At 34.1% G+C, this 13,148-nt stretch carries 7 protein-coding genes; 3 read left to right on the top strand and 4 right to left on the bottom strand.

Annotated elements, in window-relative coordinates:
• The first annotated feature begins 96 nt into the window (after nt 1-96).
• The gene (locus LWE_RS02265) at nt 97-771 is read left to right on the top strand and encodes a YoaK family protein (RefSeq protein ID WP_011701286.1); all 675 of its coding nucleotides are present in this window, start codon (nt 97-99) and stop codon (nt 769-771) included.
• 53 nt (nt 772-824) lie between these two features.
• Here the strand turns inward: LWE_RS02265 and LWE_RS02260 are convergent, their stop codons facing one another.
• From LWE_RS02260 to LWE_RS02250, 3 genes are all read right to left on the bottom strand, one after another.
• On the bottom strand, nt 825-1,553 hold the full coding sequence (locus LWE_RS02260) for a membrane protein (protein ID WP_011701285.1): 729 nt from the start codon (nt 1,551-1,553) through the stop codon (nt 825-827).
• Between the two features lie 281 nt (nt 1,554-1,834).
• Complete coding sequence (locus LWE_RS02255; protein ID WP_011701284.1) at nt 1,835-2,764, bottom strand: LCP family protein; 930 nt, start codon at nt 2,762-2,764, stop codon at nt 1,835-1,837.
• 136 nt (nt 2,765-2,900) lie between these two features.
• Nucleotides 2,901-3,209: a hypothetical protein gene (locus LWE_RS02250; RefSeq protein WP_011701283.1), complete on the bottom strand. Its 309-nt coding sequence runs from the start codon at nt 3,207-3,209 to the stop codon at nt 2,901-2,903.
• 171 nt (nt 3,210-3,380) lie between these two features.
• On the opposite strand from LWE_RS02250, the gene pbp4 reads away from it, so the two are divergent.
• On the top strand, nt 3,381-5,417 hold the full coding sequence (gene pbp4 / locus LWE_RS02245) for a penicillin-binding protein PBP4(5) (RefSeq protein ID WP_011701282.1): 2,037 nt from the start codon (nt 3,381-3,383) through the stop codon (nt 5,415-5,417).
• A gap of 138 nt (nt 5,418-5,555) precedes the next feature.
• Nucleotides 5,556-6,827: a hypothetical protein gene (locus tag LWE_RS02240; protein ID WP_011701281.1), complete on the top strand. Its 1,272-nt coding sequence runs from the start codon at nt 5,556-5,558 to the stop codon at nt 6,825-6,827.
• A 58-nt stretch (nt 6,828-6,885) separates the two neighbouring features.
• On the opposite strand, the gene LWE_RS02235 is transcribed toward LWE_RS02240, so the two are convergent.
• A complete protein-coding gene (locus tag LWE_RS02235; protein ID WP_011701280.1) occupies nt 6,886-12,969 on the bottom strand; it encodes a LapB repeat-containing protein in 6,084 nt (2,027 codons plus the stop codon).
• Nucleotides 12,970-13,148 lie beyond the last annotated feature (179 nt).

Genomic DNA, 13,148 nt, shown 5'->3' with positions numbered 1-13,148 from the left:
TTGATTAAATAATCGCTTGGGTTTATGCTTATCCTAAAAAGCCCACAGAATATTCATAAAGCAGCTTAATTAAAAAAGAAAAAAGGATGAAAATTGATGTTAAAAACCAAACAGATTTCTGAATCATTAAGGCTGGGATTATTACTAGCTCTCGCAGGTGGATTTATGGATGCCTATTCTTATATTGAAAGAGGTGGCGTATTCGCAAATGCACAAACCGGGAATATTCTATTATTTGGAATTAACATCTCAGAAGGAAATTTGGCTACAGCCTTTCAATATTTCTGGCCTATTGTTTCTTTTACTATTGGTATTGCGCTTTCTGAATTTATTCATCGCCGAGCTATTAAACGTTTGCACTGGAGACAAATTTCCGTATTAATTGAAGTGTTCATTTTAATAGGTGTTGCTTTTATACCACTTGATCACAACCTCCTAGCCAATTCGCTAATATCATTTGTTTGCGGCATACAAGTCGAAAGCTTTCGTAAAATGCACGGCAGAGGTATTGCTACAACAATGTGTATCGGAAATTTAAGAAGTGCCACACAAAATCTCAGTGATTATTTTGAGTATAAAGAAAAAAAATACCTTCACAATAGTTTTTTATATTTTAGCGTTATTTTAAGTTTTATAATCGGGGCTATTGTAGGAAATTTCTTTATCCAATTATTCTCTCAACATGCTATTCTCGTTTGTGCTTTTTTACAATTAATTGCATTTTTGATGATGTTTATAGATAGAGAAAAAAAGCAATATAAAAAACTGTAAACAAAAATAATGTCTTTGTTTACAGTTTTATAGCGGCTAATTATAGTCGCTTTTTATTTTGCTTTTTCTTCATCTAATTTTTTGAATTCAAAGTTCTTCATCCACTTTTTGTTTTTGCGTATAGAGAAATAGCCAACAATGGATATAACAAAAGCACCCAGGAAATCAACAAAAAGATCTCCCATTGTATCTGCTACAGCCGCATGCCCTTGAAGCATTGTACCGTCTTCAAGCATTGTCTTTTGCATATTCATTCCAAAACTATCTGCCGCAAATTCATAAAATTCCCAGAAAACACCTAGAAAAACTGCAAAACTACAAGCAAATAACGCTACAAAAACAGGACTCATAGAAAGCGTCACTCTTTCATCATTATTCAGTAAGCTTACAATTGAAAAACCTAGGCCTCCAAGCATTGCCCCACTAAATGTATGTAAAATTGTATCCCAGTTAGGAATTAAATAATAAAAACTACGCACTTCGCCAAGATAAATTGCACAATATAAGAACACAATAAAAACAATATACATCGCGTTCGGAATAACGAATTTCATTTTTTTACTTATAATAGATGGTAAGAATAACACCACTACACCTAACACACACTGCATAAGCATAAGCGAGTAATCGCCTTTTGTTTGTTGTCCTTCTGGAACATTACCTGATGGCGCTGTTATTAAGTTAACGATAGCATAAACCATTGATATTACGAGCGTTACTAATACAAAAATTGCAAGAATCTGCGCCCAGTTCCATTTTCGTTTGTTTGTTCTCTTCTCCATGAAGCGTATCACCCCTTTTTCAAAATATGTATTAATTATAAGCTATATGCGACGAAAAAAGAAGTTTAAAATAAGTCTATCATATCTTTACTATTATTTTGTGACAATATTTCGTCTGAATTTGTCAGGAGAGAAGATGACAAGCTTTCCATTATAGAAGAACGTCTAATACATTCGATAAATCATTTTTTTAATCATAACTTTCATGTTCCAGTTAAGCTAGCTGCATTTTTTTCTGAAAAAAACACGGAAATCCATAGAAATGATTTCCGTGTTCTGCTTTATTTTAGAAAATCTTGTAATGCTTGTGCGTTGTCTGCCATATCATCTAAACGAAGGACGGATCCTGCACCTTCAATACGTTCGTTATGCCATTTTCCTTCAACTGGAATCGCAAATTTTTCCATTGTTTTTGTTTTTCCAAGTAGAAAATCTGCGCCAATGGACATTAGAGTGCCATTCGGGATATTTGTAGAAGAGTAACCTTGTAACTTCCCGATAACATCTGGAATTTTAGTAACATCTCCAACATCTAATGCTTGTTCTTTTAGTGCTTCTAACACTTGTTGTTGACGACGAATTCGGCCAAAGTCTCCTTCTGCATCTTTACGGAAGCGAGCATATTGTAATAGTGTTTTACCATCCATTACTTGCTCTCCTTTTTTAATGCTTACATCAATATTTTTTGACATATCTTTTTCTGCATTAATTTTGATTCCTTCTGGAGCAAGAGTATCAACAATTTTAGGGAATCCTTCAAAATTTGCAACGACATAATATTCTACATCGACACCAAAGTTTTCTTTAATTGTTTGACGAACAAGTTCTGGTCCTCCGTAAGAATATGCTGCATTGATTTTATTTTTACCATGTCCAGGAATATCTACATAAGTATCACGCATGATTGAAACTAGTTTTGGCGTATTTGTTTTCGTATTATAGTGGGCAATCATCAAACTATCTGAACGTCCTTGATCAGCCCCGCGAGAATCGCTACCAATAAGCAGTACATTAATCGCGTCACCATCTGCTTTAACTCCATTAAATTTGTACTCTTTTAATTTACTATCATTTTGTGCTTCTTTTAAGCTAGATTGATATTGGAAATAACCTATAACTGCAACTACACCAACTAAAATTAATAGGGCTACAAGAATTGTAACAAAGATTCTACCCTTACGTGCCTTTCTTTTTTGCGAATGTCTTGCCATTTTACACACCTCATTTATTGTAACTTACCTACATATTACAATAAAATGACAAAAAAAGAGAGTGATAATTCCATAAGATTTTTTAAAGATTGAAACCCCCCCTGTAAAATTAGATTTTTTAGAGGGGGTAAGTGTGTTATAAAGTACCACTGCTACTTGTACTATCATTTGAGCTAGAATCAGAACTATCATCAGAACTATTTGGGGTTTGACCAGGCTCACCAGAAGGCGGTGTTCCACTTGGAGCCCCGTCCCCACTAGGCCCTTGCATCGTTCCATTACTATTTGCTGGATTATTTTGGCTAACTGAATACAGCTGATAACTTAAAAAACTAATAATAATGACAGAAAGTACACTAACAATAATTGTGCTCCACTTCCATTTATTGTGGACACCTTTTCCCCGAATAATGACCTTCTTTTCTGGTTGTATCATCTCTTCCATAAAACATCATCCTTTCGTTACTACTACTTTACCAGGGAAATAAGAATAAATTATGACATCAATTAGAAAAAAATATGTCAATCAAATCTAAAGGTTTGTTTAATTTTTTCAACTTTTTGTAAAGTGTTTGGTATAATTAATTGAATAAAACATGAAATTAAGGGGTGTATTATGGCTAATTTGAATGGGAAAAAGAGGAATAATAAGAAGGCAATTATCATCGGAAGTATTGCTGTTGTTGTTATACTCATAGGTATTGCCATTTACTTTTTCATACAAAATCAACATAAAGATGAAAAAAACGCATTAGAATCTGCAGAAACTTTTACATCAAATATCGCTAAAGGAAAATACAATAAATTAGGAAACAACGTATCAAATGAATCTTTAAAAAAAGTAGAAATCACATCAAAAGAAATGGAAGCCAAGTATCAAGCGGTTTTTGATGGGATTGGTGCAAAAGATATAAAAGTCAACAAACTAAAATCTGTATACGATGACAAAGCAAATAAATTCAACTTAACTTATGAACTAGAAATGCGGACTACACTTGGAAAACTCGCTACTCAAAAATACAAAACAACCATTTCCAAACAAGGCGACGATTGGAAAATCGACTGGAAACCAGCTCTTATTTTCCCGGGAATGGTGAAGACTGATAAAGTCCGTATGACCGAAGATGATGCAGAACGTGGTCAAATAGTAGATAGAAATGGCAATCCACTTGCAACTACTGGTCAATTTGCCGAAGCGGGTATTGTTCCTTCGAAGCTTGGTCAAGGAGAAGAAAAAACAAAAAACATTGCAGATATTAGCAAAAAGCTAGATATTTCTACTGATTATATTAACAAACAACTCGATCAAAAATGGATAAAAGCGGATAGTTTTGTTCCTTTAGTTACTCTTGATAAAGATAAACTTCCAGAAGCCACTGGTCTTACGTATGCCCAAAAAGAAATGCGTACTTATCCATTAAATGAAGCTACCTCTCATTTAATAGGTTATGTGGGTGAAGTGAGTGCAGAAGACATCGAGAAAAATCCTAAACTTAGTGTAGGCGATGTCATTGGTAAAAATGGCTTAGAGCGTTATTACGACAAGCAACTTCGCGGTAAAAACGGTGGCGCAATCAAAATCATCAATGAACAAACAAAACAAGAAGACACTTTACAAAAAATCGATAAAAAAGACGGCGAAGAAATTAAATTAACTATTGATGCCAATGTACAGAAGAAAGCATTTGATAGTTTAGGTTCTGAAACAGGCTCCCTAACAATGATTAATCCGACAAACGGCGAACTGTTAGCATTAGTGAGTACGCCTTCCTATGATGCAAACCAAATGGTGCTTGGGATTACTTCCGAGGATTATGCCAAATACAATGATGATAAACGTTTACCTTTCTTAGCAAGATACGCAAATCGTTATGCACCAGGCTCTACTTTTAAAACAATTACAGCAACCATTGGACTAGATACGGGTATTACAAAACCTGACAAAATTCGCGAAATTTCCGGTTTGAAATGGCAAAAAGATGCTTCTTGGGGCAAATATTTTGTCACTCGTGTACATGATGTTCCAAAAGTAAATATGACGGATGCGCTCGTTCATTCAGACAACATTTACTTCGCACAAGAAGGACTTGAAATTGGCAAAGATAAGCTAACTGCTGGTTTGAAAAAATTCGATTTTGGTAAAGAATACAATTTACCTTTTACAATGGAACCTGCGCAAATTTCAAATGATGGGTTGAATTCAGAAATCTTGCTTGCTGATACTTCTTATGGCCAAGGCGAGCTACTGATGTCACCAATCCAACAAGCAATTGCTTACTCTGCTATCGCCAACGATGGAAAAATGCCTTATCCAAAATTAGATACAAAAGAAAAAGCTGGCAAAGAAACACAAGCAACCGAAGCTAATTCCGCTAATCAAGTGAAAGCTGCTCTAATCAAAACAGTCTCTGATCCAGCAGGCACAGCACACGGCTTACAGATTCAAGGACACAATATCGCCGCTAAAACAGGCACCGCTGAACTAAAAGAAAAACAAGGCGAAGACGGCCTTGAAAACGGCTTTGTTTATGCTTTCGATGCCGACAATCCAAATTACCTCATGGTAGGAATGATTGAAAACGTCAAAGGCCGTGGTGGCAGCGGACTAGTTATCGATAAACTAAAACCAGTTATTGAAAGTATGTATAAATGAAAAAAGAGCAACCTAGTTTTGGAACTAGGTTGCTCTTTCTTTTGAAAACTCTATTTCAATATATCCTCTATAGTTTCACAAAACACCTTTTAGGGAATTTATAAAAAACAATTTAAACTCTAGAAAGAAGGAAATTTGATGATGAAAATTACTAAATATCCCGCTGAACCATCTGATATAAAACATTACATTTCCGGAGAAAAAAAGAAAAATGATCATCATTTGCATACTGTACTCACTTTTGATAATCATTTAAATATGGCTGTTTTAAAAAAAGCTGTTATGCAATCTACTGAAAAACTTCCACTCCTTCTGTGCCATTTCAATGAAACAAAAAATGGAGCTTACTGGCAAGAGAGTGTTTTTTCAGCTGATGATCTCGTTTTTCTCGTAGAAACTACTGAACCAGATGCCGAAGTGAACCGTGCGCTTATTAGAAAATTATCTACAGAAAATGGCCCACAAATATGCTTTACTATAGTCCGTACAACAACAACTGATAGGCTGGTTGTCATTATGAATCATATGTTAGCTGATGGTGCTGGTTTCAAAGAATATCTCTATCTGTTGAGTGAAACTTATTCAAATTTATTAGAAAACCCAGCTTATCATGCCAATTTAAGCTTAGGTTCACGAAGTTTGAGCCAAATTTTCAAACAATTTTCGCATAAAGAAAAAAAGACGATTTTAACCAAAAAAGCGAAAAACAAAACGGTCCATAATCCCGTATTTCCACTTCAAGGAGACCCAGAAAATCCTAAAGTCATCTGGACTAAACTATCTAAAGCGAATTTCACACAGATTATCCAATATGCAAAGACCCAGGAAGCAACCGTAAATGATGTTTTTTTTGCAGCAATGGCTCAAACTGTCCATCAAACAACTTCAGAATCCGAACTGTCCATTGATTGTCCAATCGATCTCCGCAAATATTTACCCGAAAGAAAAAGTCTTGGAATCACTAATTTAACAGCTAACATCACTTGCGAAATTAATAAGAATGATGATTTGAGTTCTTTAGAAAGTACCCTTCAAGCTGTAAAAAAATCACTCGATCCGCAAAAAAACAGTTTAGCTCCCCTGCGGATTTATTATTTATTAGAATTGATTTTCAAGAAAAAAAGTTATTCTTTTGCGAAAAAAGCCTCAGAAAAATTGTATTCCATTCCAAAAACCAGCTTTACTAATATTGGAATTATTGAGGAAGATAAACTGCACTTTGAAGGTAGCACGCTTACAGATTGTTTTATTTGCGGTTCTTTAAAATATGCGCCATTTTTCCAAGTTGCTGCTACTACTTTTCGAGGCGAGTTAACATTAAGTACTAATTTACATGGCACAACTTCCGATCATGAGTGGCAACGATTATTTTTAGAAAAATTAATGCTTAATCTTCCAGCGAACAAATAAATAAGTGCAAAAAAACGCCTATCTTAAATTGCTAGATAGGCGTTTTTCTTCAAATAGTTTACTTATTTTTTTGAGTTACTTTTTTTCTTCTTAAGAACATCCAGCCTCCAACAAGTAACAACATAGCACCAATGAAAATTAACTCTGTATTCAAAGTATCTCCAGTTTTCGGCATATCTTTTGTTGATTTCGTTGTTTTTGAGCCTTTTGCTGGTTTGTTATTATTGTCGTTCTTACCTGGTGTCACTATAAACGATGAATCATCTTTTTTGACTGTTAATAGAATTGTTTTCTCTTCAACGTCTCCAGATGAATTTGTCGCTGTTACAGTAACTTTGTATTGCCCTGCTTTGTTCCAATTAACAATCTTACTTAAGTTAGTCGTGATTTTTACTACACTATTATTAGATGTAGCTTTAGCACCAATATCTTGAAGGAATTGTTTATCAGAAACTGTTTTTCCTTTAGGATAACTAATTTCTTTTTTAGCCACTGTCAAAGTAAGGTTACTTGTATCTACAACTTGCACGGTGCCTTTTAATTTACTTGATTCATTTTTATTGGCATCCATAGCAGTAAAGTAGACGGAATAAGTTCCTACTTTATTAAGATTTACTTCATTACTGTCTACTTGAATGTCTTTAGTAACATCTCCGTCAACAATATCAGTCGCTTCAACTCCAAAGAAAGTTACCCAGTTTGGTTCTTTGCTTTGTACTTCTAGTTTGTTTGTGGACTTAGTTGCTTTTAAGCTTGGTCCAGTTGTATCTTTAATTGTTAAAGTAACTGTTGTTTCAGCTGTATTTCCTGATTCATCTTTTGTAGTTACTTTAATAGAGTACTCACCTGGAACATTGCCTTTAATTGTTTGTTCTGGTGTATAAGTTACTTTTAATTTATTACCCGAAACATAATCTGTTGCTTCAATGTTAAATATAGATGCAAGTGATGGTAATTCGTTTACTGCTTCAATCGTTTTATTCTCAACATTGTTGAAAGTTGGTGCAATCTTATTATAGATGCTTACTTCTACTTTTACAGGTTCCGCGGTATTACCGTATTCATCTTCTGCATTTAAAGTAACTGTATATGTTCCAACTTTATTTAAATCTACTTCTTTAGCAAAATCGCTTGTAATTTTTACATCGCCATCTAATTCATCCGTAACTTCTGCATGAACATCACTTAAAAAGTTAGCTTCTGTTACTTCCGTTTTTCCTTGATAGCTTGTTTTTGGATCTGCAGTAATAACCGGTTTATCTTTACTTACTTCAACCGTTACTGTTTTTGTTGTTTTATTGCCTGCAGTATCTGTAGCACTGATAGTTACTTCATATTTACCTGGTTTATCTAAGTTTACTTTGTCGGTAAAGTCAGAGGTAATAATTAAATCAGCTGTATCATCATTGTTATCTGTTACATCTAAACGAGCATCTTGGAAGAATTCTGCTTCTGTTTTTGTTGTATTTACATGATAAGATACATTATCTGCTTTAATTACTGGTCCTACAGTATCTACTACATTAATCGTAATTGTTTGTGGAATAGCTTGATTTCCACTAGAATCTGCTAAATTCACTTGAACTTGATATTGTCCAGCTTTCACTTTAGAGATATTACTGAATACTTTACTAAAGTCACTAGTAAATACCATTGGCTTTTTATTTGGTTGTACTGGCTGACCTGGTGCTAAATCATAATTATCTCCACCAATAAGTCCTGCTGCTGTGTACAAACCTTGTTCAGTTAGTTTTCGCATATTTTCGATAGAATAAGTTAATGGATTGTTAGTCACAATGATTGTAGGTGCAATTGTATCTACTACACGTAGATTGACTGTTTGTGTCGCTTTATTACCACCTGAATCCGTTGCTGTAACAGTAACTGGATATGTTCCAAGTACATCCCATTTAACTTTACTATAATCAATTACTGGTGTGATACTACCATCATGCGTATCTGTTGCTGTTACTGTTAATTGTTTAATCCAATCAATATCTGCTTCTGTACTATTAACTTCTGCTGATGCATCTTGATTAACAGTTATTGTTGGAACTGAATAATCTACATCAAACGTTTTTTCATCAGTTGCAGTATTTCCAGCTTCATCTGTTGCTGTATTTTTAGCTGTATAAGTGCCTTCATCGTTTGGAACACGAATATCATTGCCAGTTCCAGAATAAACGACTGTGCCTTGACTATCTTCTAATGTCCATTCATTTGTTACTTCCGTAGCCACATCGCTTGATTCAATTGTAATTGCTTCTGGTGTAACTTCTTTATCCAATTTAATTTTAGTTGTTGGTTTTGTAGTTTCCGTAATATAAATCTCTGCTACTTCACCAACACCTGGAACGACACTATTTAACGTATATTCATTAGTAGTCATATTAAATAGAGGATTCTTAGATGAATATACAAAATTCGTTCCTGTTGGAGCAGTTACTTTTAATTTGAAATTAGCTGGGTTTTTAATAACTACATCACTGAATAAAAACTCACCTTTATTATTTGTTTTAATTGCAGATTGTACTTCTTTTCCATCTTGATCAAATAAAGCTATTTCATAATCTTGACCATAAGATGTGATTTTTGGATCTCCGTCTTTATTTACAAATACAACAGCGCCTTTAACAGGTGTGGACATATAAATAGGTATATGAATACCAACTAGATTTTTTGGATTTCCGTTAGCCAAATCATCAATCGTAAATTCTGTAGAGTTATTGACTGTTACCCAGCCAACCGAATCATCTTTTGAATCTTTGACGATTTTGTTTGGACCAGTAGTAATAAATTCTGCATTTTTATTTGGTAAATGAGCAGCTATTTTATATGTTCCATTACTCAAGCCATTAAAATCAAATAAACCTTTTTCTTTATCCGAAGAATCTGGGGAAGTATAAACAGTTTCCACTTTCTCAAATTCATTATCATTTTTCTTGTATAAATCTAATTTAACCGCATTTAAACCTAATTCATCCTCATCTTGCACTCCGTTTTTGTTAAGGTCGGAGAAGGAATTACCAGCAATGTTTAAATCGGTGGATGGACTTGTACTTTTTACTCCACCACGAGGAGGTTCTGATGCTAATTTACTTGTACCAGAGCTTGTTTCTTTATCAATTCGGTAAGCAATCGAATTATAAGCCATTTCGCCATTTCTTGGAGCATCTGTAGGAACTATCGCTTCAAAATTCAGCGTAATTTCGTCTCCTACTTTGAATTCTGTGTTTGGTAGCTTAATACGGAAACTTTTTACATCTGTCATATTGGTTGGAGCCAATACTTGCCAAGGATCGCCCGCAACATCTTCTCCATTTGTATCGAAACGTTCTGGTGTATTACTTGTTGAATATTCTAAAGTTGCTGAATCACTTTTCTCTCCATTAACGAGAACTTCGATTTCACTTGTTGGAATAACTGAAAATTTCGATCCACGCGGACCAGTTCCTAAAACATATTGATCGTCAATATGTGGAAGGATATCAATGATTTCTAAGTTATTCATTGTTCTTGTACCATTGTTTTCAAATGTTAAATTATAATCTACTTTTTTACCTGGAATGGTCGTAGCAGTACTTTTACTAACGTCAACGAAATCTTTATCTTGACTTCCTTTGATTTTCATTTTAGTTGCAACACTGTTAGATACACCTACATCAGCTACTTTTGTAGTAGATAAATATTTAGTAGATGTTACTCCTGGAAGTTTGGATTGTAATTCGCTAGATAATTCTTTTGTTTCAAGGCCTGAATTACCAGCTCCATTTAAATTCCAGCTAGAATCTGTCATTGAACCCATACCAAATTCTATTTTATTTGCGCCACTGTTTGTTTTGTTTAATTTGAAAACTAAATCGAGTGCTAACATTTCACAATTCTCTATGCCTGCTGCTAGTCCAGTATCTGGAGCTTCCCAGTAGAACAATGTCGAACCATCTGATAAAGTTTCTTGTCCCATAACATCTGCACTTGATTTAGGATAAACCGTATTCGTCCCATTAGAAGGAGCATACGTGTAATTTAATGTACTTCTATAAGGTTGTTGGATAAAGTTCCTCATAGTTTCTACATCTACACCTTTTGGTACTACAACAAAAATATACGGGTTCTCTAGTTTACTTGCGTAAGATCCTAAACGGACTGATTGTGCAATTTTGTCACCATTAAAGAAAATGGTACTTCCAAATCCTTTACCATAGATAGCTGCATTGGAAGATAAGAAAACATCGCCATTTATTTTAGCTGGATCGGCAGCTTTCTCTACTACTTGAACGTCTTTTTTATAACTACTTGTGGTTGTATCAATTGCTTTACTAGTTTTGTCAAAGTCTGTGTACGTGATTGACTCTGGTTGAAGCGTAAAGGATTCTCCTGCCTTCACACCAACATTTTGCATTCGAATGGTCCCATTTGCATAAGGTGGCATATCTCGATCATCAATAATGCCATCTCTTAATGTAATTCTTAGCTTTTCAATTCGATTTTCTGACTGATCAACCTTTGAAAAATCCCAACCATTATATGTTGCAGCAGCCATTGGTACCCATTCACCATTTTGATAATACTCTAATTTTTTCGTACTTGCCATAGAGTTATTATTCGGAGTGTAAGATAAAGCTTTAATCCCTTCTGGAATTGGCGCTACAATTTCTAAATCACTTATACCTGGTGTTGCAGAAGATATTTTCGGCATGAAGCCCCATTCTAAAATATCATTCTCGGCAATACTTGTTTTAGATACTTTACTATCAACTGCTATCGATGTAGTTGAATCAGTTACTTCGCTTTTGACCTTAATAGAAGTTACCAAAACATCTTCATCATATACATTTACTGTACCAGTATAAACTGTTCCAGCAACGGCATTTGCAGGTATTTTTGATGCCATTGATACTTGAATAGATTTGTAAATATTAGCATTAATCGGGCCTAATTCGACTACTTGTCTTTCTTCATCATCTACTAGGACATTCGACTTACCATTAACTGAACTAAGTTGCGCCCAGAAAGGTTCTCCAAATCTTATTACACTAGGAGCTGTTGTATTAATTGATAGCGCATCAGCACCATTTTCTTTTAAATACTCTAATTTTAAATTTTTGAAACTTTTATTTTGCGAACTTTTCTTCTGAATTTCAGGCCATGAGATGGAATATCCTCCTGGCTTATTTGAATATGCGATTTCTTGTTTATTAAAAGCCCAGCTATTATCACCTTCAGTAATTGGGACATACTCTTGATTAGTACTACTTCCCTCTAAATTAACTGTAGTAGTTTTTTCTTCTGGTACATACGTATCGCCAGCACTGTTCTCACCTGAGAGTGTAGCTTTTAGGTTCATAGCTACTCCTGGCGTCGCATCATAACCAGCTCTTACAACGATTGGAATATCAAACGGGGCACCACTAGAAATATTATCCACTAAATTAATAGTTAATTTTCCTGTAAGTGCACTATAATCTGTTGATTTGATATTTCTATTTGCTGCTGTATCTTTAGGGTAATTAACTAGATCAAGATTTGAATTATTAAAATCTATTACTAATTTACCGTTTTTTAATGTTGTTGACCCATCTAGGAAATTAATAGAATAGTTAAACGTTATTTGTTCTGTGTAATTAGCTAAGGTTGCTTTACTTGAATCAGCTTGAAGGAATAATTTATCTGAAATAGATGAACCAAGTAACTGTTTACTTGATTTCAAAGTTGTTTTTGGCTTTTCTTCATCTGTGTTTTTAACAACTAACTCCAATTCTGCTTGAACTTTGTCCCCTTCTTTTAATTCTAAATCGTAGGTTCCTACTTTAGAAGCAAGCAAATATAAAGTCATTTCTTCGCCTGTTCCTGTAATTGTTAGCTCATTTTTTTCTTTGTTATATTCAACTTCTTTACCTGTTTTTTTCTCATCTAAACTAATAGATTTTGGTAAAGATAATTTATATTCTTTGTCTTTAACAGCACCTTTAATAACAATCACATTATTATCTGTCTCATTATTATTCGATTTTTTTTCTAACTTAATAGCTTCTTGTTGACTCTCATCGGTTGTTGCATAGACAATACTATGGTTTGAGACAATCACAGTTTGCATTAAGATAGTAACTGACAAAATCCCTATAAAGATTTTTCTAATCAATTTATTTGTCCTCCCATTCTTATGTTGTAATTTCATTTCCTATTAATTATATCTAACCAGATTGTCATTAAATAGATGTCGTTTCACACAAAAACCGTGAAAAAAGTTGTAATGTGAACAATAAGTGAACAATGAAGCTCTTATAAGGGAATATACCTTGTTAATATTAAAACTAAAAA

Origin of the sequence: Listeria welshimeri serovar 6b str. SLCC5334, from assembly GCF_000060285.1 — a bacterium.
Classification (GTDB): domain Bacteria; phylum Bacillota; class Bacilli; order Lactobacillales; family Listeriaceae; genus Listeria; species Listeria welshimeri.
Note: the sequence above shows the minus strand (reverse complement) of the source record. Positions and strands in the feature narration are given on the sequence as shown.

Excerpts from the sequence above, each read along its gene's own strand:
- LWE_RS02265 (WP_011701286.1), top strand. The coding sequence starts at position 97 with ATGTTAAAAACCAAACAGATTTCTGAATCATTAAGGCTGGGATTATTA.
- LWE_RS02260 (WP_011701285.1), bottom strand. The coding sequence starts at position 1,553 with ATGGAGAAGAGAACAAACAAACGAAAATGGAACTGGGCGCAGATTCTT.
- LWE_RS02255 (WP_011701284.1), bottom strand. The coding sequence starts at position 2,764 with ATGGCAAGACATTCGCAAAAAAGAAAGGCACGTAAGGGTAGAATCTTT.
- LWE_RS02250 (WP_011701283.1), bottom strand. The coding sequence starts at position 3,209 with ATGGAAGAGATGATACAACCAGAAAAGAAGGTCATTATTCGGGGAAAA.
- pbp4 (WP_011701282.1), top strand. The coding sequence starts at position 3,381 with ATGGCTAATTTGAATGGGAAAAAGAGGAATAATAAGAAGGCAATTATC.
- LWE_RS02240 (WP_011701281.1), top strand. The coding sequence starts at position 5,556 with ATGATGAAAATTACTAAATATCCCGCTGAACCATCTGATATAAAACAT.